At 57.9% G+C, this 25,213-nt stretch carries 24 protein-coding genes and 1 pseudogene; 7 read left to right on the forward strand and 18 right to left on the reverse strand.

Annotated features, from left to right (window positions below; genetic code table 11):
* Positions 1-30: 30 nt before the first annotated feature.
* The 6 genes from yniD to OJ965_RS16830 all read right to left on the reverse strand — a co-directional run bounded on the left by yniD (position 31) and on the right by OJ965_RS16830 (position 5,739).
* Positions 31-261: a small membrane protein YniD gene (yniD, locus tag OJ965_RS21340; protein ID WP_420874789.1), complete on the reverse strand. Its 231-nt coding sequence runs from the start codon at positions 259-261 to the stop codon at positions 31-33.
* Positions 261-689, reverse strand: a complete 429-nt coding sequence (locus tag OJ965_RS16810; protein ID WP_009091842.1) for an OsmC family protein — start codon at positions 687-689, stop codon at positions 261-263. The genes yniD and OJ965_RS16810 overlap by 1 nt, the downstream gene beginning before the upstream one ends.
* Positions 690-747: 58 nt before the next feature.
* Positions 748-1,935: an FMN-dependent L-lactate dehydrogenase LldD gene (gene lldD / locus OJ965_RS16815; RefSeq protein ID WP_265137171.1), complete on the reverse strand. Its 1,188-nt coding sequence runs from the start codon at positions 1,933-1,935 to the stop codon at positions 748-750.
* The gene (gene lldR / locus OJ965_RS16820; protein WP_154928038.1) at positions 1,935-2,708 is read right to left on the reverse strand and encodes a transcriptional regulator LldR; all 774 of its coding nucleotides are present in this window, start codon (positions 2,706-2,708) and stop codon (positions 1,935-1,937) included. The genes lldD and lldR overlap by 1 nt, the downstream gene beginning before the upstream one ends.
* Positions 2,705-4,360 carry an L-lactate permease gene (gene lldP, locus OJ965_RS16825; protein ID WP_150029336.1) on the reverse strand — a complete coding sequence of 552 codons (1,656 nt, stop codon included), beginning with the start codon at positions 4,358-4,360 and terminating at the stop codon, positions 2,705-2,707. Before lldP ends, lldR begins: the two co-directional genes overlap by 4 nt.
* A gap of 209 nt (positions 4,361-4,569) precedes the next feature.
* The gene (locus tag OJ965_RS16830) at positions 4,570-5,739 is read right to left on the reverse strand and encodes a cyanate transporter (RefSeq protein WP_265137172.1); all 1,170 of its coding nucleotides are present in this window, start codon (positions 5,737-5,739) and stop codon (positions 4,570-4,572) included.
* Positions 5,740-5,826: 87 nt separating this feature from the next.
* Between OJ965_RS16830 and OJ965_RS16835 the strand changes: the two genes are divergently transcribed.
* The 3 genes and pseudogenes from OJ965_RS16835 (at position 5,827) to dbpA (ending at position 11,386) form a co-directional block, all read left to right on the forward strand.
* On the forward strand, positions 5,827-6,687 hold the full coding sequence (locus OJ965_RS16835) for a LysR family transcriptional regulator (RefSeq protein WP_265137173.1): 861 nt from the start codon (positions 5,827-5,829) through the stop codon (positions 6,685-6,687).
* 89 nt (positions 6,688-6,776) lie between these two features.
* A pseudogene (locus OJ965_RS16840) lies at positions 6,777-8,164 on the forward strand (amidohydrolase).
* 1,839 nt (positions 8,165-10,003) lie between these two features.
* Entirely contained in the window at positions 10,004-11,386 is a 1,383-nt protein-coding gene (gene dbpA / locus OJ965_RS16845) for an ATP-dependent RNA helicase DbpA (RefSeq protein ID WP_046101317.1), read from the forward strand.
* 33 nt (positions 11,387-11,419) lie between these two features.
* Here the strand turns inward: dbpA and OJ965_RS16850 are convergent, their stop codons facing one another.
* Positions 11,420-11,812, reverse strand: a complete 393-nt coding sequence (locus OJ965_RS16850; protein WP_009091859.1) for a YgiW/YdeI family stress tolerance OB fold protein — start codon at positions 11,810-11,812, stop codon at positions 11,420-11,422.
* A 167-nt stretch (positions 11,813-11,979) separates the two neighbouring features.
* Here OJ965_RS16850 and OJ965_RS16855 point away from each other — a divergent pair, with 167 nt between their 5' ends.
* The 3 genes from OJ965_RS16855 to OJ965_RS16865 all read left to right on the forward strand — a co-directional run bounded on the left by OJ965_RS16855 (position 11,980) and on the right by OJ965_RS16865 (position 15,008).
* On the forward strand, positions 11,980-12,942 hold the full coding sequence (locus tag OJ965_RS16855) for a chemotaxis protein (RefSeq protein WP_009091860.1): 963 nt from the start codon (positions 11,980-11,982) through the stop codon (positions 12,940-12,942).
* 54 nt (positions 12,943-12,996) lie between these two features.
* Positions 12,997-13,131 (forward strand): hypothetical protein, encoded by a 135-nt coding sequence (locus OJ965_RS16860; RefSeq protein ID WP_255348909.1) that lies wholly within the window; start codon positions 12,997-12,999, stop codon positions 13,129-13,131.
* Between the two features lie 299 nt (positions 13,132-13,430).
* A complete protein-coding gene (locus OJ965_RS16865; RefSeq protein ID WP_265137174.1) occupies positions 13,431-15,008 on the forward strand; it encodes a methyl-accepting chemotaxis protein in 1,578 nt (525 codons plus the stop codon).
* A 124-nt stretch (positions 15,009-15,132) separates the two neighbouring features.
* On the opposite strand, the gene ymcF is transcribed toward OJ965_RS16865, so the two are convergent.
* The 11 genes from ymcF to proB form a co-directional block, all read right to left on the reverse strand.
* A complete protein-coding gene (gene ymcF / locus OJ965_RS16870; protein WP_140028666.1) occupies positions 15,133-15,303 on the reverse strand; it encodes a cold shock small protein YmcF in 171 nt (56 codons plus the stop codon).
* 3 nt (positions 15,304-15,306) lie between these two features.
* Complete coding sequence (gene cspE, locus OJ965_RS16875) at positions 15,307-15,519, reverse strand: transcription antiterminator/RNA stability regulator CspE (RefSeq protein WP_009091867.1); 213 nt, start codon at positions 15,517-15,519, stop codon at positions 15,307-15,309.
* Positions 15,520-15,835: 316 nt separating this feature from the next.
* A complete protein-coding gene (locus OJ965_RS16880; RefSeq protein ID WP_265137175.1) occupies positions 15,836-16,258 on the reverse strand; it encodes an Ivy family c-type lysozyme inhibitor in 423 nt (140 codons plus the stop codon).
* A gap of 154 nt (positions 16,259-16,412) precedes the next feature.
* Positions 16,413-18,167, reverse strand: a complete 1,755-nt coding sequence (locus tag OJ965_RS16885) for a glycosyl hydrolase family 28-related protein (protein WP_046101314.1) — start codon at positions 18,165-18,167, stop codon at positions 16,413-16,415.
* A gap of 204 nt (positions 18,168-18,371) precedes the next feature.
* Entirely contained in the window at positions 18,372-18,665 is a 294-nt protein-coding gene (locus OJ965_RS16890; RefSeq protein WP_009091873.1) for a hypothetical protein, read from the reverse strand.
* A complete protein-coding gene (locus OJ965_RS16895; protein ID WP_009091875.1) occupies positions 18,662-19,009 on the reverse strand; it encodes a DUF7940 domain-containing protein in 348 nt (115 codons plus the stop codon). Before OJ965_RS16895 ends, OJ965_RS16890 begins: the two co-directional genes overlap by 4 nt.
* Positions 19,006-19,473, reverse strand: coding sequence for a glycoside hydrolase family protein (locus OJ965_RS16900; protein WP_009091877.1), 468 nt, complete (start codon positions 19,471-19,473; stop codon positions 19,006-19,008). Before OJ965_RS16900 ends, OJ965_RS16895 begins: the two co-directional genes overlap by 4 nt.
* A 203-nt stretch (positions 19,474-19,676) precedes the next feature.
* The gene (locus OJ965_RS16905; protein WP_058956390.1) at positions 19,677-19,955 is read right to left on the reverse strand and encodes a transcriptional antitermination N peptide; all 279 of its coding nucleotides are present in this window, start codon (positions 19,953-19,955) and stop codon (positions 19,677-19,679) included.
* Positions 19,956-20,378: 423 nt separating this feature from the next.
* Complete coding sequence (locus tag OJ965_RS16910) at positions 20,379-21,110, reverse strand: S24 family peptidase (RefSeq protein WP_009091882.1); 732 nt, start codon at positions 21,108-21,110, stop codon at positions 20,379-20,381.
* Between the two features lie 361 nt (positions 21,111-21,471).
* Entirely contained in the window at positions 21,472-22,725 is a 1,254-nt protein-coding gene (proA, locus tag OJ965_RS16915; RefSeq protein ID WP_265137176.1) for a glutamate-5-semialdehyde dehydrogenase, read from the reverse strand.
* 10 nt (positions 22,726-22,735) lie between these two features.
* The gene (proB, locus tag OJ965_RS16920; protein WP_009091886.1) at positions 22,736-23,839 is read right to left on the reverse strand and encodes a glutamate 5-kinase; all 1,104 of its coding nucleotides are present in this window, start codon (positions 23,837-23,839) and stop codon (positions 22,736-22,738) included.
* Between the two features lie 249 nt (positions 23,840-24,088).
* Here proB and ompC point away from each other — a divergent pair, with 249 nt between their 5' ends.
* Positions 24,089-25,201 carry a porin OmpC gene (gene ompC / locus OJ965_RS16925; protein ID WP_009091888.1) on the forward strand — a complete coding sequence of 371 codons (1,113 nt, stop codon included), beginning with the start codon at positions 24,089-24,091 and terminating at the stop codon, positions 25,199-25,201.
* The last annotated feature ends 12 nt before the right edge of the window (positions 25,202-25,213 follow it).

Raw genomic sequence — 25,213 nt, forward strand, 5'->3', positions numbered from 1 at the left:
AGCGTGTGGCGACCTGTTCCCTTCATCGGTTCAGGCCCAAATCATCGCAGCCCGGCGTATCAGCAGCAGTGCACCACAGATGCATAACAGCACCAGCCCCCTCTTCCACTGTTTTCTGGCCGCCCGGACTCTCACCATCGCGGTTTCCTCTCTGTCAGAAAGCAAAGATGCGCCTGAAGGCGCATCTGTTTCGGTCAACAGCAGGACCGGTTGTGCATAGCGTCGCGCCAGGGTCGCCAGAGGGCGACCCGTTACCGGCATCAGTTATTCAGCGTGTAATCCAGTGTGATTTCCGCATTCAGTAACTGAGAAACCGGGCAGCCCGCCTTGGCATTGTTGATGATTTCATCAAACGCTGACTCATCAATGCCTGGCAGAGAGACGGTGCTGGTCAGCGCCACTTTGGTGATGGCAAAGCCGTCGCCTTTCTTGTCCAGCGACACATCGGCCGTGGTATCAATGCTTTCCGGCTTGTGACCCGCATTGCCCAGCATCAGCGACAGGGCCATGGAGAAACAGGCCGCGTGCGCTGCACCAATCAGCTCTTCCGGGTTGGTGCCTTTGCCGCCTTCAAAACGGGTGTTAAAGCCATAGGGCTGCTGGCTCAGTACGCCGCTCTCAGTGCTGACGGTGCCTTTGCCTTTGATATCGCCTTCCCAATGCGCCGAACCTTTCTTATGAATGGTCATCTCATTCCTCCTGTGGGTAAAGAAGCTAAGTATAGACAATGCATTCATTTTCGCAGGCTTAACTCACCGCGCGCGGACGGGGTGAGGCGCTCTGCGGAGCCAGCAGCGCCCCGGCCTGCACCAGCGAATCGCGCGTGATATCCGCGATGGACTTCGCGCCGGTCAGTGTCATGGCAACGCGCATCTCCTTCTCAATCAGGTTCAGCAGGTTTTCCACGCCGCGCTGACCGTGGGTCGCCAGCGCATAGATAAAGGCGCGTCCCAGCAGCACGCTGTCTGCGCCCAGCGCAATCATGCGCACCACATCCAGCCCGTTGCGGATACCGCTGTCTGCCAGAATGGCAAGATCCCCTTTGACGGCATCGGCAATCGCCGGTAACGCCCGCGCAGACGACAGCACACCATCCAGCTGACGGCCGCCGTGGTTAGACACCACAATCCCGTCGGCCCCGAAGCGCACCGCATCGCGCGCATCTTCCGGGTCCAGAATCCCTTTGATCACCATGGGCCCGTCCCAGAACTCACGGATCCACTCCAGATCGCGCCACGAGATAGAGGGATCGAAGTTGTTCGCCAGCCAGCCGATGTAATCTTCCAGTCCGGTCGGCTTGCCGAGATAGGCAGAGATATTGCCCAGATCGTGTGGACGTCCCTGCAGGCCGACATCCAGCGCCCACTGCGGATGCGTGACCGCCTGCCAGTAGCGCCGCAGCGCGGCGTGCTGGCCGCTCATGCCGGAGTGCGCATCGCGATAGCGGGCACCCGGCGTCGGCATATCGACGGTAAAGACCAGAGTCGAGCAGCCCGCGGCTTTGGCGCGCTCCAGGGCGTTGCGCATAAAGCCGCGGTCGCGCAGCACATAGAGCTGGAACCACATCGGGCGGTTAATCGCCGGTGCCACCTCTTCAATCGGGCAGACCGAAACCGTGGAGAGGGTAAACGGAATCCCTTTCAGGGCAGCCGCACGCGCCGCCTGCACCTCTCCCCGACGGGCATACATGCCACACAGTCCTACCGGCGCCAGCGCAACCGGCATCGACAGGGTTTCCTTAAACAGGGTCGTTTCCAGACTCAGTTCTGACATGTTCTTCAGAATCCGCTGGCGCAGCGCCACGTCCGACAAATCCTCCACATTGCGACGCAGGGTATGTTCTGCATAGGCTCCGCCGTCAAGATAGTGGAACAGGAACGGCGGCAGGATACGTTGCGCGGCGGCGCGATAGTCACTGGCAGCTGAGATAATCATCAGTCAGATTCCTTAGGGTTGCGTGTGTCGTTATCCGGTAAGCGGGTGATGCGCGCCTGACGCGCTTCATCTTCATGCAGGCTTTTCATGGTGGTGTGAACAAACCCCAGGTGCTGCATCGCCGCCTGCCGGGCGGCGTCGGCGTCGCCCGCGAGAATGGCGTCGAGCAGCGCCTGATGCTGTTCCGTGAGGCGGGCAAAAATCGCAGGCTGGGTATACATCCGCTGACGGCTCTGCATGACCGAGGATTGCAGCAGTTCAAAAAAGCCCCGCATGGTCTGCAGCAGCACCAGGTTGTGCGACGCCTCGGCAATCGCCAGATGGAAGCGCACATCGGCCTGGGCGGCGAGATCGGGATCGTCACTCTCCTTCAGCTTCAGCGTGGCATCAAAGGCGTATTGCAACCGCTCTCTGTCGGCGTCGGTGGCGCGTAGTGCCGCATGCCAGGCGGTGCTGGCCTCAATGGCGTGACGCGCCTCCAGAATGTCATAGCGGTAGTCGGGATCGTCATGCAGCAGCTGGCGAATCGGCTCCACGATGCGCTGTTCCGACCAGGGGGCCAGCTGCTGCCGGAGCCAGGTTCCGCCGCCGCGCCGGCTGATCAGCATCCCGCTGCTGATCAGCTGCTGAATCGCCTCACGCAGCGAGGAGCGTGAAACGCCGAGTTCAGCCGACAGCTGTCGCTCGGCGGGCAGGCGCATGCCTGGCTCAAGATGATGGTCGGTGATGTACGCCCGCAGGCGCGTCACCAGCGGGTCTGCCGGGTTTGTCATGGGATCATCCAGGGGAAAACGTAGGCCTGAAGCGTGGTAATGAGACCGACCATACAGGTGAAAATCAGGCTGTGTTTCACGGTAAAGCGGAACAGGTCGGACTCTCTGCCCACCAGCCCGACCGCCGCACAGGCGATGGCGATCGACTGCGGTGAGATCATCTTGCCGGTCACGCCGCCGGTGGTGTTGGCCGCCACCAGCAGGACATCGGAGACGCCAATCTGCTGCGCGGTGGTGGCCTGCAGGGCGGCGAAGAGCGCATTAGATGAGGTGTCCGATCCGGTCAGGAAGACGCCCAGCCAGCCCAGAAACGGCGAGAAGAAGGTAAACGCGTGACCGGTGTGCGCGAGGGCCAGCGCCAGCGTGGCGGAGAGGCCGGAGTAGTTGGAGATAAAGGCAAAGGCAAGCACCATCCCGATAGAGTAGATGGGCAGCGCCAGCTCCTTCAGCGTGGCCGCGAAGGTCTGCAATCCGGCCCTGGGTTTCATGCGCAGGAAGATCATCGCCGCAATCGCCGCGATCAGAATCGCGGTGCCGGTGGCGGAGATCAGATCGAGTTTATAGAGAGCCGGATAAGGCGTGGCGCTGCTGACCACCGGCGGCACCCGCGCCACCAGCCCATTCAGCAGCGGAACCGGTATGTTCAGCACCCACTCATAGAGCGCGCCGCCCTGGGTGAACAGCGCCTTGAACGGCGGAATACTCCAGAGCGTTACGGTGGCGGTGAGAAACAGGAACGGCATCCAGGCGCGAACGATCTGGCCCAGCCGGTACGTCTGCGGCGGCGTCAGGGCATCACCCTGCTTCGCCCCGGCATCAGCAAAGCGGAAGATGCGCACCGGCTTCCAGACCCGCAGAAACAGCGTCAGAGAGATCAGCGAGGCGAGCGACGAGATAATGTCAGGCAGCTCCGGCCCCAGAAAGTTGGAGCTGAGAAACTGGGCGACAGCAAAGGAACCGCCCGCCACCATGACTGCCGGCCAGGTCTCTTTTACCCCACGCCAGCCATCCATAATCGCCATAATCCAGAACAGCACAATCAGGGTCAGCAGCGGCAGCTGACGTCCGGCCATCTGGCCAATGGCGAAGCTATCCAGCCCGGTGACCTGCCCCGCCACGATAATCGGAATTCCCATCGCGCCAAAGGCGACCGGCGCGGTATTCACGATCAGGCAGAGCCCGGCGGCATAGAGCGGGTTGAATCCCAGCCCCACCAGCAGCGCGGCGGTAATCGCGACGGGTGCACCAAAGCCCGCCGCCCCTTCCAGAAAAGCGCCGAACGAGAAGCCGACAATCAGCATCTGCAGGCGCTGATCGGGCGTAATCGACAGGATAGAGGCGCGGATAATATCGAACTGGCCGGTTTTAACCGAAATTTTGTAGACGAAAACGGCGGCGACAATGATCCAGGCTATCGGCCACAGGCCGTAGAGAAAACCATACACCACGGCGGCCAGCGCCTGTGCCACCGGCATCCGATAGAGGAACAGCGCCACCAGCAGCGCCAGCACCACAGTCAGGGTGGCCGCCAGATAGCCCTTCATCTTAAGTTTAATCAGTGCAAAGAAGAAAAACAGAATCGGTATCAGTGCGACCAGGCTCGAAAGCCAGATGTTGCCCAGCGGATCGTAGTTTTGTTGCCAGATCTGCATGCCGTTATCTCCAGAGGAAAGATGAGGTGGAACACAGTCGCTGTGCTGCATTCCCTCAGCCCGCCGGATTGGTCAGACCACATCCGGCTTTCGCGGGCCTTATGGCTGGAGATAGTTAATGCATTGTTAACCTAAGGCAACAAAAGTTGCGCGATTTTTCTGGTTGTGTGAACCAGGGAAAAATATTGCGCCGATTGGTCTGACCAAAATCAGGGATTTTCTTCGGGAAAGGCGTGCGGATAACTGCGCGGATGGAAACGCAGATTCAGCGCAATCAGCAGCAGCGTAACCGCCGCCTGCAGAACCCACACGCTGGTGAAGTGGCCGGTAAGCGTGTGCAACTGCCCGGCGATAAACGGCATACTGCCCGCGATAATAAAGCCGACGCCCTGCATAAAGGCGACCAGCCGTGCACCCGCCTGCGGCTGCGCCAGATGATCCAGGGCCAGTACCAGCGCCAGCGGAAACGCCCCGCCCAGTCCTGCGCCCGCGATCCCCGCCCAGAGCCAGGGAGCCAGCTGCGGGGCAAACAGGAAGCCAAGCATGCCGCTGAGCTGCATCGCCAGCGTCAGCAGCAGCAGCGGACGGCGATCGCGCCCCCGCGCCAGCAGAGGCAGCAGCAGCGCCCCGGTCACCTGACAGCCGATCATCACGCCGAGCAGTGAGCCGCCCGCCTGCGCAGGCCAGCCGAGCTGGTGATAGAAGTCGGGCAGCCAGGCGACACAGATGGCGTAACCGCCGTTCACCAGGCCGAAACTCAGCGCCAGTGTCCAGGCGCGCGGTTTACGCCAGAGGGAAGGCAGCGCTGCCCTCTCCTGGCGGGCGACCGGTCTGCTGGCGATAAACAGCCAGAGCAGCATAGCCAGCACCACCGGCAGCGCCCAGCTGCTTAGCGCGCCCTGCCAGCCAAGCTGCCCGGTCAGCCACGGCGAGATTGCCGCACCGATGCCGCCGCCGCCCATCAGCGCCGCGGCCCACAGGCCGGTGACCCCGGCACTGCGCTGGCCAAAGCGCTGGCGGATCACTCCCGGCATCGCCATCTGCACGATGCCGATGCCCGCACCGCCCGGCAGGGTCGTCAGCACCAGTCCTCGCCCCTCCGTCACAAACAGCCGGCTCGCCAGGGCCAGCAGCAACAGCAGCAGCCCACCCAGCAGCAGTTTGCGCACGGAAAAGCGCTGCATCAGTGGCGCACTGACGAGGGCAATCGCGCCCATCATCATCATCGGCAGCGCTGGCAGCAGCGACGCCGCCAGCGGTGACAGGCCAATGCTCTGGCGTAACTGGCCGAGCAGCGGGCTGACGGAGGTCATCAGCGGCCGCATATTCAGCCCGGCCAGTACCAGTGCCGCCAGCAGCAGAACGTTATCTCTCTTCATCGGCAATCCATACGTTTAAAAGTTGTCAGCCTGACAGCAGCCGATACTATTGGGAAATGAAATATTACTCTGCCAGGTAGTGAAAAAATGAATCGTCAGCCGATGTTTACCCCGCAGCAGTTGCTCAGTTTTGTGGCCGTGTGCGAAACCACCAGCTTCACCCGGGCGGCCGACCGGGTGCACCTGTCGCAGTCCACCGTCAGCCAGCAGGTGCGGCGCCTTGAGGAGATGGTGGGAAAGGCACTGCTGGTTCGCTCCTCGCATCAGGTGCAGATTACCGAAGAGGGCGAGAAACTTTTGGGCTATGCCCGCCGGATTATTGCGCTGAACGGGGAAGCCCACGATGTCCTGAGCGATCAGTGGCGCGACGGCGTGCTGCGGCTGGGAGTGCCGGAAGATTTTGCCGCCCCCACCGCCGGTCTGCTGGCGCACTTCAGTCGCGCCCACCCTCAGCTGCGGCTGGATGTGATGAGCGGCATGCAGGTGGAGCTGAGGCGCGCCTGGCAGCGTGAAGAGCTGGATATCATGCTGATTAAGCAGCCCTATGGCGATCGTCCGCTGGCATCGCGGCCGGAACCGCTGCTGTGGCTCGACAGCGCGGAGTGGCCCTGCTTCGAACAGACGCCGGTGCCGCTGGTGTTGTTTCCCCAGCAGGGGCTTTATCGCGATGAGGTGTGTCAGACGCTCGATGCGCTGGGCCGAAGCTGGCGCATCAGTTACAGCAGCGCCAGTCTGGTGGCGCTGGCCGCCGCCAGTGCGCAGGGGCTGGGGCTGACGTTGCTGCCCGCCAGCTGTCGCCTGCCCGGACATCGGGTGCTGGGCCGTGAGCAGGGGCTGCCGGTGATTGATACTTTTGAACTGGCGCTGTTATGCCGTCATCCACAGGATCCGTTGCAGCGCGCGCTGGCGGAATCACTGGCGGCGTTTGGTCAGCTGCGCTGGCAGTGAAATATCGAATAGTCACCAGTGAGAAATAGCGCAGCAGGATAAGCCCGCCTTTGTCAGATTAACGGTCTGTTCACCTGACTGGAGTCTTTATGCCTGTTTCCTCTTCATCGAGCCGCCGTGACTTTCTCGGACAGGGTGTCCGCTGGACCGCCGCAGGCGGTCTGCTCGCTGCGGGTCTCGGCCCGGCCAGTGCCGCGACGACTTCCGCCCCTCCGTCTCCCATCCTGACACCCCCGCCCCGCTGCCTCAGCAGGATCACTATCTGCTGCGCAATGTGCGGCTGGAGGAGGGATTTATTCGCGAGGAGGATGAGATCGTCGCCACCCGCACCGGCCGTTACGATATCAGCGTGCGCGACGGCAGCATTGATCGACTGACGCCCGCCGGTCAGGGCGATACGACTCTGCCGTCATGGGATGCGCAGGATGCACTGCTGCTGCCCGCCACCCGGGATATGCACATCCACCTTGATAAGACCTTTTACGGCGGCCCTTGGCAGGCGCCCCGTCCCCATCAGGGCAAAACCATCATGGATATGATTGCCCGCGAGCAGGTGCTGATTCCGCAACTGCTGCCGCACTCACAGGCGCGCGCCGAAGCGTTAATCGCCCTGCTGAACGCCAAAGGCACCACCCGCGCCCGCAGCCACTGCAATATCGATCCGGTCAGCGGCCTGCAGAGTCTGGAACATCTGCAGGCGGCGCTGGCGCGGCACCCCGACTTTCACTGCGAGATCGTGGCGTTTCCACAGCACGGCCTGCTGCACTCGCAGGTCGATGGCCTGATGCGCGAGGCGATGCAGCACGGCGTCGCAAAGGTGGGCGGGCTGGACCCCACCAGCGTGGATGGCGCGATGGAGAAGTCACTGGATGCGATGTTCGGGATTGCACTCGATTATCAGCGCGGCGTTGATATCCATCTGCATGAAACCTCCCCGGCTGGCGTAGCCGCGATCCAGTACATGATCGACACCGTCGCCAGGAACCCGGCGCTGAAAGGCAATGTGACGCTGAGCCACGGTTTTGCGCTGGCGACGCTGGAGGGAAGCGCCCTGAACAAAATGATTGAAGGGCTGGCAGAGCAGCAGTTCAGCGTGGCCTCAACGCTTCCCCTCGGCAAACTGACTATGCCGATTCCGCAGCTGCAGGCGGCGGGCGTAAAAGTCATGACCGGCACCGACAGCGTTATCGATCACTGGTCACCCTTTGGCACCGGCAGCATGCTGGAAAAAGCGAATCTCTATGCCCAGCTCTATCGCGGCTCGGATGAGTTTTCGCTGTCGCGGGCGCTGGGGATTGCCACAGACGATCGGCTCCCGCTTTCGGCTCAGGGTGAGAGACAGTGGCCGCAACCGGGCGATGATGCGAGCATGATGCTGGTAGCCGCCAGCTGCTCCGCCGAAGCGGTGGCACGGATTTCACCGGTAGTCGCGACCTTCTCGCGCGGTAAACCCGTGTTTGCGCTTTCATCGGCCTGAAATCGCAGGGCGGATCGTGGGCGTTTAGCCTGCTTAGTCATAGCGGAGAGAGCGAGCCTGCTCAGGGACGCGACTGCCGAACTTAAAGCGAAGGGAGCATACGCCTGTAGCAAAGCATAGCGGGCCAGGGATGGCTCGCGCTGAGCCTGCCAGGGATGGCGGTTTTGCGTCTTTGCGGAGGGCGTATGCTCCCTGAAGCCTGCTCTAAGTGGAAGCTGAGTGGTATCGTGAAATGGATCGAGTCTGCTCAGGGAAGCCAGTCAGATTGGAAAGGCGCTTAAGCCAATCCCTGGCCGCTCGTCCCGCGCGATTACGCACCTCATCCATGAGGTGCGCCCGTAAACGGGCCAACGCATTGCGTTGTTCAAAAACGCTCCCGGCGTTTTTGTCCCTGGCGCGGGACGCTTTCCTCTTCTGACTGGCTTCCCTGCGCTTTAAATTTATTTATCGCTGATAGATTTCCGGTGCCCACGGTTTATCAGCAGCGACCTTCCTGAAACGGGAAGCTACTGCCGGACGTGAAGCGAAGGGAGCATACGCCTGTAGCAAAGCATAGCGGGCCAGGGATGGCCCGCGCTGAGCCTGCCAGGGATGGCGGTTTTGCGTCTTTGCGGAGGGCGTATGCTCCCTGAAGCCTGCTCTGAGTGGAAGCTGAGTGGTATCGTGAAATGGATCGAGCCTGCTCAGGGAAGCCAGTCAGATCGGAAAGGCGCTTAAGCCAATCCCTGGCCGCTCGGCCCGCGCGATTACGCACCTCATCCATGAGGTGCGCCCGTAAACGGGCCAACGCATTGCGTTGTTCAAAAACGCTCCCGGCGTTTTTGTCCCTGGCGCGGGACGCTTTCCTCTTCTGACTGGCTTCCCTGCGCTTTAAGCTTATTTATCGCTGATAGATTTCCGGTGCCCACGGTTTATTAGCAGCGACAGTCCTGAAACGGGAAGCGACTGCCGGACATAAAGCGAAGGGAGCATACGCCTGTAGCAAAGCATAGCGGGCCAGGGATGGCCCGCGCTGAGCCTGCCAGGGACGGCGGTTTTGCGTCTTTGCGGAGGGCGTATGCTCCCTGAAGCCTGCTCTGCGGCTGACACCTACCTGCTCAGGATTAACCAGCGACAGCTTCACTACCCAAAACTCTTCCCTGATACGCGCCGGAAACGACAGAGCCTCCACAGGGGAGGCTCTGCATTTACCTGAGCGGAGTGCGTGTTACGCGCTTTTGGCCCATTGTTGATTCGACATTAATTCCATTGCCAGCGCGTATAAGCGACGATCTTCCTGATCACAGGGCTCATCTTCCGCATAACACCCGATCATCGAAGCGATCTTATCCGCAGATAAGCTCTCTCCATGAACGTGAAGTGTCAGTACGGCGCGGCCTACTATTTTAAGCACATTTTCATGTGGTCCCTGGATGCTATTACTCAATGCAAATACCCTCTACCGGTCGTTGTACCAGGAATATGGCGCGCTAAATATAAAGCAATTAGCTCAGGATTTTTATCGGCACCAGGAGTGATATTTTTTAATGATTAATTCTATTACTGGAGTCGTGACAAAGGATTTATCTGATTAACAATGAAATAAATTTTTAAAAACGGCAGCTTATAAACCTATGACTGGCCTCATGAAATACCCTTTTTTGATTAGTCGCCTTCGACACCAGCCAATTAATTAAAAAAAACCACCATTTTCAGGCAAACTTCAGTCTATTCCTAAGCGATACGGCAGGGATAGATTCACCCTGCTAACCATCGAGGTTCCCGTTGCCGTCTGGCGTGCTTTCTGCCAGACTTGCCCCGCAATCATGCCCTACACTTTCAGCCTCAGAGGCCGCGCCCGTGACCGCTTTTTCTACCCTCAATTCGCTTCCCGACAGCCAGCTCGATAACCTGCGCGAGATGGGCTACACCAGCATGACGCCGGTCCAGGCCGCCACGCTGCCCGCCATTCTGCAGGGACGCGACGTGCGCGCGCAGGCAAAAACCGGCAGCGGTAAAACGGCTGCGTTTGGTATCGGCTTACTGCACCATATCGACAGCACCCGCTTTCAGACTCAGGCCCTGATCCTCTGTCCGACACGTGAACTGGCGGATCAGGTAGGCAACGTGCTGCGCCAGCTGGCACGCTTCACCCGCAACATCAAAGTCCTCACCCTGTGTGGCGGACAGCCGATGAGCGCACAGCGCGACTCCCTGGTGCATCCGCCGCATATCGTGGTCGGCACGCCAGGCCGTATCCTCGACCACATCCATCGTGAAAACCTCAAGCTCGACCAGCTCAACACGCTGGTGCTCGATGAGGCAGATCGGATGCTGGAGATGGGCTTCCTGAATGATATGGAAACGATCATTGAAGCCACTCCCGCGTCACGCCAGACCCTGCTCTTCTCCGCGACCTGGCCTGACGGCATCACGGCTATCAGCACCCGCTTCCAGCGCGACGCGCTCAGCGTGGTGACAGAAGATGTCAGCGAACTGCCCGCTATTGACCAGCAGTTCTTTGAAGCGAGCCACAATGAAAAACTGGGCTTACTGATTGCCCTGCTCAGCGATCATCAGCCCGCTTCCTGTGTGGTCTTCTGTAACACCAAACGTGAATGCGACGATGTTGCCGCGGCGCTCAACGCACGCGACATCAGCGCCCTGCCGCTGCATGGCGATCTCGAACAGCGCGACCGCGAACGCGTCCTGATCCGCTTCGCTAACGGCAGCGGTCGTGTCCTGGTTGCTACCGACGTCGCCGCACGCGGACTCGACATCAAATCACTGGCGATGGTCGTCAACTATCAGCTCGCCTGGGACCCTGAAGTCCACCTGCATCGCATCGGGCGCACGGCACGCGCCGGTGAGCATGGCGTTGCGGTCAGCCTGGTGGCACCCGATGAGATGGCTCGCGCCCATGCGCTGGAAGATTTCCTGCAGCAGAAACTGCCGTGGATCGCGGCCAGCACGCTGAAAAAAGGCAGCAGCAAACCGCTGCCTGCGGCCATGATGACGCTCTGCATTGATGGCGGTCGTAAAGCCAAGATTCGTCCGGGCGACATTCTGGGGGCACTGACCGGTGAGGCGGGGTATCGCGCGGAGCAGATTGGGAAGATTGTGCTGACGCCAACCCATGCCTACGTGGCCATTGAAGCCAGTCAGGCAAAAGGCGCGCTGGTGAAACTCAAGCAGGGCAAAATCAAAGGCAAAACCTGCCGGGCGATTCTGCTGAAGGATTGAAAAAACGGGCGAGGATAACCTCGCCCGTTTTTATTACGGCTCTTCGATTTGGGTCACGTGCAGCGTGGTCTTATCCCCTTTCCCCTGCACCTTGCCGCTGACCCGCACTTTGTCTTCCGCAGTGTAGGTCTTACCATCAAAGGTTTTCTTCGGCGCGATAATCGGTAACGTCCCGGTGTTGTCGCGGAACTGATAACGTTCACCCTGCTCTTTCTTCACGATGTAGCCTTCCAGCGTCACGTAACCGCCCTGACGGAAGTCGCGGATCTGATCGATATGCGTCTGACCGGTATCTTCAGAGCCTTTATAGCCCGCATCCTGCTTGTGCTGTGGCGGTGGCGTTTCGCCCGCTTTGTATCCACCCTCTTCCGCTGCAACGCCCGCGCTCACCATCACCAGCAATGACGCTAAAATCACTTTTTTCATTTCACACTCCTTTATTGGAAAGGTGTCCATGTTGAATCTTCAGGGTTAAGCCTGGCACATTAATTGGCGATCGTTTTATTTCACCCTTCTCTTCTCACCTTTTTCCGTTTGCTGCCGATAACCTTTACACACCCTATTTCACCAGCTGCGTTAACGCAGAGGCAACCATGGATAATTTTCAAAAAGAGATTGATGAAAGAGCGAACCTCGCGTTATCGAACAAGTTTGAGCTGCTGCTTTTTCGCTTAGGTTCCGATCAGCTGAAAGGCAAGTCCGAGCTGTTTGGCATTAACGTCTTCAAGCTGCGTGAAATTGTGCCGATGCCGGCCATCACCAAAGCCGCTGGCATGCGGTCACCGCTGCTGGGGATGGCGAGCATTCGGGGTCAGTTCATTCCGGTCATCGACCTGCCTGCCGTGGCCGGTTGTGTGCCGGAAACCGGCCTTAACCTGCTGCTGGTGACCGAGTATGCCCGCAACACTCAGGCGTTTGCCGTTGAGTCCGTTGAGAACATCGTGCGTCTCGACTGGAGTCAGGTTCACACCGCGGAAGCGGGTATCGGCGGTCGCAACATCACCAGTATCGCCTGTCTGGACAGTGACAAGCAGAGCAATGAGCTGGCGATGGTGCTGGACGTTGAGCAAATCCTGTATGACATCATTCCGTCGGTGCGCGGCGTTGAGCCGGAAGCGGCGCGACCACGCACGTTCAACTATCGCCCCGGCGCCGTTGCGATTGTGGCAGAGGATTCCAAAGTGGCGCGTCAGCTGCTGGAACAGGGCCTGAAGAGTATGGGCATCCCGGCGCTGATGTATAACACCGGCCTGGAAGCCTGGGAAAAAATTAAGCAGATGAGCCAGGACGCGCAGGCAGCAGGCGAGTCAATCCATGACAAAATTGCTCTGGTGCTGACCGATCTGGAGATGCCGGAAATGGATGGCTTTACGCTGACCCGCAACATCAAGCGTGACCCGATTCTGAAGTATCTGCCGGTGGTGATTCACTCCTCCCTCTCCGGCAGCGCCAACGAAGATCACGTGCGTAAAGTCGGTGCCGATGGCTACGTGGCGAAGTTTGAGCTGAACGAACTGTCAGACGTGATTTTCAACGTTCTCGACGCGGCCCGCTAAGCGAATGCGGGCACATTCGCCCGCGTTTACGGCTCACCTGACAAGGAACCGACTATGCACATTGAAACCTTACCCGTTACCCCTGCTCGCCAGAAGCTGCTGCGTGGCCGTTTACGCCAGCTGGCATGGATTACCGCCGTTACCCTGAGCCTCGCATTCTGGGCTGGCCTCTACTTTTTGATTTTCTGACGTTTAAGCCATTGCTTAAACCGGGCTGTCAGCGTTTCTGCTGACAGCCCTTTTTTTTGTCTTAATTTCGCCGCTCAATCATTGTTCATTTTTTCTGATGCTTAGACCCGATTATTTATTCACGCAACGTTATTACTTAAAAAATATTAAAGGTACATCTGCGCACTCCGATAACTGTATGCGCGAGACCCCCTTTTTGTCTGCGGTCCTGGCCTCAGGCATCAGCAAGGCACTGCGCACAACGGCAAGGCACCTGATTGTTGATAACTCATTGATTAATATTAAGACGGGAAGAGATTATGTTCATTATCAGTAATATGAAGGTGGGAATACGGCTCGCTGCAGCCTTTGGTATTATTGTCACGCTGCTGATCGTCATCGGCGTAACCTCGATAACGAGGATTAACAGTATTAATACGGCGATCGCCTCGATCGTTGACGATCGTTATGTGAAGGTCCGGCTGGCCTTTGATGTGCGCGACGGCGTTAACGATCAGATTAAATATCTGCGCGGCATGGTGATCGACACGCTGCACCCGGAAAAGAATGCGAAACGCTTTGGTCAGCTGGAAGAGGCGACACAACGCACTAACAACGCCATGAAGAAGATCGAGGCCATTCAGGTCACGCCAGTGGGTAAGAAAAAGATCGCCGGTCTTCTCGCGTCATCGCTGGCCTTCGAAAAGGTGAAAGCCGAGCTGATGGCGCTGGTACAGGCGGGTAATTTTGATGCTGCCAGCACCTATGTGCTGCAATCCATGACCGCCACACAGAATAAATTCCTGCAGGACGCCATCAATTTTGCCAACTCCCAGGACTCGCAGCTGCGCAGTGAGGGTCAGGGCATTATGGATAATGGCCAGTCGGCTATTACGGTCACGCTGATTTTCTCCGCCCTGGCGATTCTGGCTTCGATTGTGCTGGGCTACTTCCTGACCCGCTCTATCGTGCGTCCGCTGGTGGCGGCGGTTGACGTGGCTGAACGTGTTGCCGCAGGCGATCTGAGTTCGCAGATGCAGGTCACCTCGCGTGATGAGACCGGCATTCTGATGCAGGCGCTGCAGCGAATGAACGACAACCTGCTCTCTATTGTGACCGAAGTGCGCACCGGCTCCGACACGATCGCGGTGGCCTCGAATCAGATCTCCAGCGGCAACCTCGATCTCTCTACCCGTACCGAACAGCAGGCCAGCTCGCTGGAGGAGACCGCGTCGGCCATGGAGCAGATGACCTCGACGGTGAAGCACAACGCCGATAATGCGCGTGAAGCCAATCATCTGGTGTCGGCAACCTCCAGCGTGGCGCGTGAAGGCGGCGTGGTGATGGAGCAGGTGATTGAGAAAATGGAAGCGATCGCCCTCTCCTCACGGAAAATTGTCGATATCATCAGCGTTATCGACTCCATCGCTTTCCAGACGAACATTCTCTCTCTGAACGCGGCGGTTGAAGCGGCACGTGCGGGCGAGCAGGGTCGCGGTTTTGCGGTGGTTGCGACGGAAGTGCGCAATCTGGCGCAGCGTTCAGCGTCAGCGGCAAAAGAGATCAAAGTGCTGATTGAGGACTCTGTCGCGAAAGTCGATGAGGGCAGCAAGCTGGTTACGCATGCGGGCTCTACCATCGGGGAGGTGGTGAACAGCGTGCAGAGCGTGGCGAACATCATGAGCGAAATCACTATCGCCAGCAGCGAACAGAGCAGCGGCATCAGTGAAATCAACCAGGCGATAACCCAGATGGAAGCGGTGACCCAGCAGAACGCCGCGCTGGTACAGGAAGCCTCAGCCGCGTCTCAGGCGCTGCAGGATCAGGCAGAGCGGATGGCACAGGCCATGAGCGTGTTTAACACCGGTAAACTCTCCCTGCAGCCGGTAGTGCGGTAACGCCCGAAGCGGCCTGCTGCGGCGGGCCTGTTTCCGGGTCGGGCAACAGCAGAAACAAAAAAGGCTGCCAGAGGCAGCCTTTTATTACTGTAAATGCAACAACGCTATATGGCTCACTAGCCTGTCAGAGTGCGCGAGGCTGGCTCTGAATCGCAATCCTTGCCGTGTTCACCTGAACAACAACAGATTTGCAGAAAATGCATTTCGCTCCATGCGGGTTGGCTCTTGTGACATCAAAATGTGATGTACGAAACTGTGAGCCATGACAGTGTGGACATTTAAAAGTAATTTTCAGTCCTTAGAGACCAACAACGTTCGCAGCAGCTGGGCCTTTAGCGCCATTTTCTACTGTGAATTCAACTTGCTGACCTTCGTCTAATGAACGGAAATCGGTGCCCTGGATTGCAGAGAAGTGTACGAATACATCTTTGCTGCCGTCCTGAGGAGAGATGAAACCGAAGCCTTTCTCTGCGTTAAACCATTTAACGGTACCGCGAATTTTGTTAGACATGCTTAAATCCTTAATATATCGAGCCTTCCGGCATAATGGCCTGAGAACAGATTTTAATCAGAACGTAAGAGAAGACTCAAAAAGAAGGGATGTCTCGCGACAAACTTAGAGATGAGAACTGCTTTGGTTACTTACTTTGATAGTGTCTGTTAATCAAACCGACGATTCATTAAGCCACACTTAACCAGGTGGCGCAAGCCGCAATTGAAATTAATCTCAAATTGTGCGGCCGCCCGTTTCAGTGGGCCGGCATGCGGGGAAACGTCTCAGCGATGCGTCCCGCATGCCACTCTTCTGCTCTGTCTGCCAGCGTGACTCAGGGTGTCAGATCGCCATTCATCTCGCTCAGCAGGCTATTGCGCATCCCACCCTCATCAATTGGATCGAGGTTAAGCCAGGTCAGCGTCTGACGCCGGCTTTTCTCATCATAATCGGAGTAGACGCCATGAATATCGCCCTTCTCCGGCGAGTAGAGGATGGCAATCGTCTGCGCCGGGCAGTTGTGTGGCTTACATCCCGACAGCGCCTGATACTTCACCCCCTTAATGGTGACCTCCGTGGCCGGGGTACTGGTGCCGCCCTGCTTAACCCATGCCGCAAAAGCGTGCCCCGCGATGAGCTTGTGATACGCCTGGCCGGTCTGTTTGTTCTGGATAAAATCATACAGATAGGTTGGGGCCGCGGCACTCGCGAACAGCGGAACGGCAGCCAGCACCGCCGCGATAACACCTCTTTTCATCCTCTTTTTCTCCTCATATCTGGGTTTTATCTGCGCTGACCATGACCTTATCGGTTTTACTGCGCGCTGTCAGTATCGCCGGGGTGCCGTTACGGTTTCTGACGGCCGATCAAAAAAGGGCGAGGCCGGAGCCTCGCCCAAAACATGCCGATCATCAATCGTAGTAAGGGACCTTGCGGTCAACGCCGTTGATATTGATCAGCACAAACCCCGTTGGCGCGGTCTTGTTGGCGGGTGTTCCCGCTGCGGTAGCGAGTGTAACCACGCCTTTTTCGTTGGCCCCGATGCCCGCCAGTCCGTTGTGCATGCCGAAGCGTGCCGCGGGTTTCAGGGAGCCGACTTTGGTGACGTCTGTCACCACGGACATGTCGGACTGGAACAGCGAACAAGAGCCGGTGTCGAAACGGGTCGGCCCGGTGGTCTTCAGGTTGAACATCGTCTCGCCGCTGTTGGCTTTCAGCTTGACCCAGATAACGGCATAGGTGGTCCCTACCCGGCCATAGCGGATGTCCAGCACCGACGGCTGCCCCATGTGGTACGCATCGGCCCAGACCGTCTCCAGACGCTGCAGGTTGATCAGCGTCTTACCCGTACCGACGACGTTAACCGGCGAACCGGCGGTGCCGGAGGGCGTGGTGGCGTCCGCTTTCCCGATTAACTCCATCACCCACTGCTGGTTAGGCGCCGGGAAATAGAGCTGACCCAGCCGATACCAGTTATCGGTGTCGGTGTTGTTCACCACTTTATAGCCGCTGTAATAGCCAGCACGCAGCGAACCGGTCAGGAAGGAGCCGTAGTTTTCATCCCGACGATAGCCATATTCAAAGGTCGACAGCCACTTATTGCCGGCCACGTCATTGGTGATTTTCGCCCCGGCCTGCAGGTTGATATGACGCATCAGGACGCGCGCATTGTTGAGATTGAGCGGCGTGCCGCAATCTTCAATGTTGAGCGTATCGATGGTCCAGCCGCCGTCCGACAGATCCCCCGGGTTGGTGGTGTGCTCAATCCAGACGTTGCGCATGATCCCCTGGGTCACGCGCGGCATATAGAGCGTGGCGTCGCCATAGCCCGACTGGAAGTTGGCGTTGCACAACTCAATCGCAGTTGAGTGGTCCCAGTTCCCCTTCGGTGTGTTTGACCAGCCAACATCAAACACGCGTGAGAAGGTGCTTGAGCTGTAGACCTGATCAAACTTACTGTCGAGCGTATCCTGCAGCTTAAACACGGTCCCGCCGGTGCTTTGCGCCTTGAAGCAGTAGATATTGACGATCTGGCCGCCCACAATCGTGTTTTCAAAGAACGGCTGAACGTTGCTGCACTGCTCTGGCGTGACGGTGACTTTGGCAGTGGTGTCGACGGTTCCGGCATTAGCCTGTCCATGCCAGCAGATGCCTTTGATGACGATCCGGCGCGCATTAACCTTAAACACCGTGTTGGCGCTTTTGTCGGAAATGATGGTGGTACGCGGTGACGATCCGAGATCGCTGTCATCACCCTGGATACCAAAAAACGCCGTCTCCGTCGCGCTGAGATCGATGGGTGAAATCAGGAAGCGGCCACCCGGAAAACGCACCGGCAGCGATTTCACGTAGGTGTTATAGCTCTGAGTCCATGCAAGCATCCGCATAAAGGCGTCGGTATCATCGGTGACACCATCCCCTTTCGCGCCGAAGTGCAGGATATTCACTTCAGTGGGATCGTTGATGGTGCGCTTCCAGTAGAAACCGTTCCCCACCGCCACCGTGCCCCCATCATCCTTCAGCGGGGTGGTGCTGAGGAAGCCGACAAAATCAGCGCCGCCACGGAAGCTGGAATCTTTGTCGTAATAACGTTTCAGGCTCGCCACTTCACCTGATTTTGGTGGGACTGTGGTACGCAGTTCAGCAAAAGAGTTAACTTCGATCATAGAATCCTCCTCAGGATTATTGGGATATCGCGCTGACCATCAGCGCACTACTTCGCCGCAGCCGGATGGCCGCAAAGGGTGTCCCACATGTCGTTGTGGGTGTTGATGGCGCGCACCGTACGAACGTCCATTTTTTGCGCGTCATCGCCGTAGGTATAAAGAGGGGAAAAAAGAACGCAGGCAGAGTCGGTGATCGCCACCGGCTCAGGGTTTGTGGTATTTCGACTGCTGCAGCTTGTCGCGAGCAGCAGCGTCATCAAGGCTGTGGTTATCAGTCGCCACACGGTTAGCCTCCTCGCGGTTATGTTGTTGCTGTTGCGCCACCGCAGTCACGCGGGCCGCCTCCTGTTGCGCGTTATCGACGTCGTTCCGCGCTTTTTGCTGCACTTTGCCCACTTTCCTGCCACCAAAATAAGTGGCTCCCAGGGCCGCAATAACGGCGGCCAGCGCGGCAAGCCAGTGCCAGCCGCCTCCCAGTAATGTCGTAATCAGCGTCATGGCTGCGTTCCTCCGGCCTTCTGCTTCTCAATCAGCAGGTTTTTCTGACGAACAAACTGGGCGATGACGCCCATCGCCACCATGAAGGCGCCGACCAGCCCCAGATAGTTGTGCGGCAGAATCGTTTTGACGTCCTCCGGCAGCACGCTCCAGGCATCAACGGCGGCAGAAGGAAAGGATTGCGCCCAGGCGCTGAGCATCGATCCCAGCGACGCCAGCCAGACTGACCAGGTTCTGAAGAGCAGGCGGGCGTGCGAGACAAACTGGAGAGTGGTGAAACGCTGCAACAGCAGCAGGATGATGATCGCCGTCAGCACGGCGACCAGAAACATGAGCCATCTCATAGTAACCCCCTGTAAACCGCATAGGTTCCGCTGCGCATCATCTCGGCGTGACGTCTGGCCCGGCCCGGTGTCTGACGGGCCCACAGGCTGTTCATCATCGCGTCAGCCGCCTCATCAAACTTCTCAGCCACAATGGCGCTGAGCATGTTTTTAAACTGCATGACCCCGTCGACGCCCAGCTGATACGCCATGCTCAGCAACACATCGGTGCGGGCGTCATTGCACTTTGCCAGCGCGTTACGCAGCAGTTCCCGGCTCTGCATCTCCTGAATTTTGTTTTCGAGAATGCACTGCTTCCAGACATCCCCGACGCGCCGTGGCACCCGGAACGCATAGTTGTTCAGCGAGGCGCCCTTGGGTCCGATGCGGATGCCACCGGCCACCGTGGGGAACCCCAGCGTGTCGAGGTAAGGCGCGTCGACATACCCTTCTTCAAAGTTCAGTACTGCGATTATCTGGCTCATAACGACTCCTCAATGACGGGTTAAACCCATTCAGCCCTGTGAACAGAAATACATAACGCCCACTGATCATTACCCTGTCCGGCGCAGCAGAATGCCCTGCTCACCCTGCAGCAAAACTGAACAGTAATTCAGCAGATTACGCCCAGCGAAAGCTGGAGAACGCAAAGCGTTATCCGGAACGAAAAGGTGTGTTTTTTTGCGCTTCAGCTCACGGCGTAGAGATGGACGTGAGGCAGACAGCAGTTGTCGAAAGCGGGAGTCTCTTTGCTGATGATGCGGGGTGCAGTAATCGCGCGATCCACGCGCGGGATAACCTGACGCTGGCAGATTTGTTCTGCGCGCCGCAGGGCAGGTGTTTCAGCTGGAGAGTTCAGGGCCTGGTCGATACTCTGTTTCAGGCTGCTGAGAGGTTGGCGCCGCCGATGGCGACGAGTACGTGCGTTGCCCACAAAAACGCTTTTGCCATAGTGAATTATCGCCATAACTCCTCCTGTGAATGAGTCTTTGGCGATGGGGTGGCAGGCGCGAGCTTTCGGCGAACCGAACGGGCCCGAATGTCGCGATTCACGATCGCACGCTCGCCCCCCGGCTGCGTGAGCAGCCAGGTGGAAAGTAAGCGAAGGGGAAATAAACGGCATCTGACGACGCTGCATTTTGCGCATCCACCCCATCCCAAAGTTCACTGACTTTTGGGTGGTATGATTCGCGCTTGTGCAGCGCCTCAATTGTTTAAGAGCGGCTCATCCCTGAAAGAACGGCGTTGTTCATCCATATCCAAATTATTAACAGGTTCTTATGCATTATCAAACACTGTTGGTTAATTTTTTATTTACCGCTGGTTAAATTTATGAATTTATGCCGATTATTTTTTTGCGGCCCGCCTGAGAAACGCCTTAAAGGCGGGCTCAGCCGAGGATTTGATACTGTCGCGCCTGGCTCATGATCACTTTTGCCAGAACCTTCAGGCTGGTGACGTCATCATGATTGAGATACCAGGTCTCATAACGTTTATTGTCTGAAATCACAGCAATTTTCTTATGCTGAAGTTGCAGACGCTTGAGGTAGAGCTGCTCGTCAAGGGTAAAGATGTAGATGCCGTCGCCATCAAACATCCGCACGCTGATATCGACAAACAGCTGATCGCGCGGCGCAAAGGTGTCCGCCATCGAGTCGCTGTTAATCGCGATTAACCGGATGTTTTCCGCCGGGCGACCGTTGAACAGCACCCGCGCCTCATCCGGACCATATTCGATCGCCTGGATGGTTTCGACAAACTCGTCCCGCGCGGGCAGGCCCGCCGCGCTGCGCTGACCAATGTCCAGACTGTCCACCCGGAACACATTTTTCCGGGCGGCAAACGTGTTCAGCGTCACCGGCTCTGCGGGTTGATCCATCCCATACTGCAGCCACTCCACCCGGACGCCCAGCAGCTCGCTGAGCGCCAGTAAGTTGCCATCATCAGGCACTGACTGTGCGTTAAACCACTTCCACACTCCCGGCGTTGAAATTTTACAGCCCTGCTTCTGCAGGGCGCTGGCAACCTGTTTGTTCCGTCCATGTCCGGCAATGCCGGCACTCTCACAGGCCGCTATCAGCCTGGCGGTGAAAGCTTGTTTTGTACTTTCTTTTTTAACCATTAGTTAATAATCAGCCATAGAAGAGATACTGGATGTTATTTTCATTATTGCTACCAGTTCATTTTATATTACCGCTCGTTTACTACCTAACCGCTTTATCAAGCGTTCCTGATTATCATTATCCGCTTCAGCCTGCGACGGGACAAAAAATATTGCCTCAGGCCGCATAGCGCCTTGTGTTTCAGGAATGTTCCGTAAGAAATTGCGTGAAATTCAGCCAGCAATCTGGCCTGCGATGAAGTGACCGGAACGGAATTGAAACTGAAGCGCAGAAAATCCTATCTTTCACTGGCCCGAAAAAGAGACGCTAAAAAAAACGGGAGCCTGTGAAAGACTCCCGTTTTGTTAAAAATTATCGCAATTATGAGCGGAGCGTATCGTCGCCCCAGGCTATCCATTTATAGGTGGTCAGCGCCTCTAATCCCATCGGACCGCGCGCATGCAGTTTCTGCGTACTCACCGCCACTTCAGCTCCCAGACCGAACTGCCCGCCATCGGTGAAGCGGGTGCTGGCGTTGACATAGACGGCTGACGAGTCAACCTGGCGTACAAAGCGCATTGCCTTGCGGGTATCACGGGTCAGAATGGCATCCGAGTGCTGCGTGCCGTGCGTGCGAATGTGATCAATCGCCTCATCCATATTCGCCACTAACCGGACGTTGAGATCCAGCGACAGCCACTCGTCGTCATACTGCTGCGGATTGACCAGCGAGACCGATGCCGGCCCCTGCTGCAGCTGCGTCAGCACGTTGCTGTCAGCATGCAGCGCGATCGCCTCCTGCGCCATACGCGCGCTGAAAGCGGACAGGAAACGATCGGCCATAGCCTGATCCACCAGCAGGGTCTCCAGCGAGTTACAGGCGCTGGGACGCTGTTTCTTGGCGTTGACGATCAGATCAAGCGCCGGTTCGATCGCCATCGTCTCATCAATGTAGATATGGCAGACGCCGATGCCGCCGGTGATCACCGGAATGGTGGAGTTTTCCCGGCACAGCTTGTGCAGGCCAGCTCCGCCGCGCGGGATCAGCATATCGACGTAGCGATCCAGCTTCAGCAGCTGATTCACCAGTTCACGATCGGGGTTCTCAATGGCCTGGACAATTGCCGCCGGTAGCCCGTGCTGTTGCAGCGCCTTCTGGATCACCCGCACGGTGGCCGCATTGGTGCGCCAGGTCTCTTTTCCGCCGCGCAGAATCGCGGCGTTACCGGTTTTCAGGCAGAGGCTGGCAACATCCACGGTGACGTTTGGCCGCGCCTCATAAATCACGGCCACCACACCCAGCGGCACACGACGACGTTCGATGCGCAACCCGCTGTCGAGCTGCCCGCCATCAATGAGCTGGCCGACCGGATCGGCGAGCTGGCAGACTTTGCGCACATCGCTGGCAATGCTGCTCAGCCGCTCCGGATTGAGCGTCAGCCGATCCATCAGCGCGGCGCTCATGCCATTCTGACGCGCATCGGCTAAGTCCAGCGCGTTAGCCGCCAGAATCTCAGCGCTTTCCGCCTCCAGATAGTCGGCAATGGTCATCAGCACCTGGTTCTTCTCTGCCGTCGACAGATCGGCCACGGTATACGCTGCGGCACGCGCCGCTTTTCCCATCTCTTCAAGCATTGTCCGCTCCTTAACTGACGATCATGTCGTCGCGGTGAACCGCCACCGGGCCATATTCATAACCCAGAATGTCGCTGATCTGCTGGCTGTGATGCCCGGCGATCATCCGCATTGCGTCGCTGTTGTAGCGTGAAACCCCATGGGCGATGTCCCTGCCCTGCAGGCTGCGAATGCGGATCACTTCACCGCGCGAGAAATTTCCCTGGATGGCGCGGATCCCTTTCGGCAGCAGCGAGCTGCCGCGTTCGATAATGGCCGCCAGCGCACCATCATCGACGGTCAGCTCACCGGCCGGGGGTGCCCCGAAAATCCAGCGCTTGCGGTTTTCCAGCGGCGATTGCTGCGCATGGAAGCGCGTGCCCACCGGTTTCCCCTCAATCACATCACTGATCACGCCGGTGCGGCTGCCTGACGCGATGATGACGTCGATGCCGGCGCGGCAGGCCACATCCGCGGCCTGAAGCTTGGTTGACATTCCACCGGTGCCCAGCCCGGAGACGCTGCCGCCCGCTAAGGAACGTAACGCGTCATCAATCACATGGACATCACTGATCAGCTCAGCGTCGGGGTTATTGCGCGGATCGGCGGTGAACAGTCCCTGCTGATCGGTCAGCAGCAGCAGCTTGTCGGCCCCGCCAAGCATCGCCGCCAGCGCCGAGAGATTGTCGTTGTCGCCCACTTTGATTTCCGCGGTGGCGACGGCGTCGTTCTCGTTGATGACCGGCACAATGTGGTTGTCCAGCAGCGCACGCAGCGTGTCGCGGGCATTGAGGAAGCGTTCGCGATCTTCCATGTCGGCGCGGGTCAGAAGCATCTGGCCGATATGGATACCGTAGATAGAGAAAAGCTGTTCCCACAGCTGAATCAGACGGCTCTGCCCCACCGCAGCCAGCAGCTGCTTTGAGGCGATGGTCGGCGGCAGTTCGGGGTAGCCCAGATGTTCGCGTCCGGCGGCCATTGCGCCGGAGGTGACGATCACAATGCGGTGGCCTGCGGCGTGCTGCTGCGCACACTGCCGAACCAGTTCCACCATGTGCGCCCGATTTAACCGGCGCGATCCGCCGGTAAGAACGCTGGTACCCAACTTGACCACTAAGGTCTGACTGCCACTCATATTTCCTGCCGTAGTGAAAAATTTTTACGAAAGGACGTTTTAACAGGAGTCGATAAGGAAGCCAACAGCCAGCGGGGGAAAAGCACGAAATTAGGCGGACAGGGGCGTAGACCAAAAGTTCACCGTTAACAAGAAATCAGGAAAAGCGTCATAAAAAGTTCATCTCTGACGGGTAAAAAGTCGGTGCTTTACAAAAACTTTCATTTTTTTACGGCGTTCACACGGCGCTCACATTGGGATTGATAGCAAATGAAGAAAAGCACACTGGCCATGCTCCTCTCTACGCTGATGCTGGCTTCTGCCGCGCAGGCTGCCGAAATCTATAACAAAGATGGCAACAAGCTGGACCTATACGGCAAAGTGAAAGCGGAACATTACTTCAGCGATAACGCCAGCGCAGATGGTGACAAGTCCTATACCCGTATCGGCTTTAAAGGTCAGACACAGATTAATGACCTGATGACCGGTTATGGTCAGTGGGAATATCAGTACAACGTCAATAATTCCGAAGGCAGCGACGCCAACAATGGCAATAAAACCCGCCTCGGTTTTGCCGGTCTGAAATTTTCGCAGTACGGTTCGGTGGACTATGGCCGCAACTACGGTGTGCTGTATGACGTTGAGGCCTGGACCGACGTATTCCCGGAATTTGGCGGTGACGGCACGGCCCGTTCAGATAACTTCATGACTCAGCGCGCCACCGGCGTCGCCACTTACCGTAATAACAACTTCTTTGGTCTGGTGGATGGACTGAAATTTGCGCTGCAGTATCAGGGCAAAAACGACGCCACCAGCGCCAACAGCCGCACCGATATTAACCGTCAGAACGGCGACGGTTACGGCGCCTCACTGGGCTATGCGCTGGGTGATAGCGGCGTGAGCCTGATGAGTGCCATCACCTCCTCTGACCGTACCAACCAGCAGCAGGCGCGCGCCTATGGCGGCGGTGACCGTGCCGACTCCTGGGGCGCAGGCGTGAAGTATGATGCCAACAGCGTCTACCTGGCGGCGATCTACACCGACACCCGCAACATGACGCCCATCAGCGGCACCAACCGCAACACGGGTGCCTCCGTTGCGGGCGCAGCCAACAAAGCGCAGAACATCGAACTGGTGGCGCAGTATCAGTTCGATTTCGGCCTGCGTCCGTCTATTGGCTATGTGCAGACCAAAGGCAAAGATATCGAAAACGGTATCGGCGATGTGGATCTGGTGAAATATATCGACGTCGGTGCGACCTATTACTTCAACAAAAATATGTCGGCCTTCGTGGATTACAAAATCAACCAGCTGGATGATGACAACGCGCTGTCGCTCAACAACGATGACATCGTCGCGGTGGGGATGACTTACCAGTTCTGATGTGGCGGTTGT

The sequence above is a fragment of the Pantoea anthophila genome (assembly GCF_026104315.1).
GTDB classification, from domain to species: Bacteria; Pseudomonadota; Gammaproteobacteria; order Enterobacterales; family Enterobacteriaceae; genus Pantoea; species Pantoea anthophila.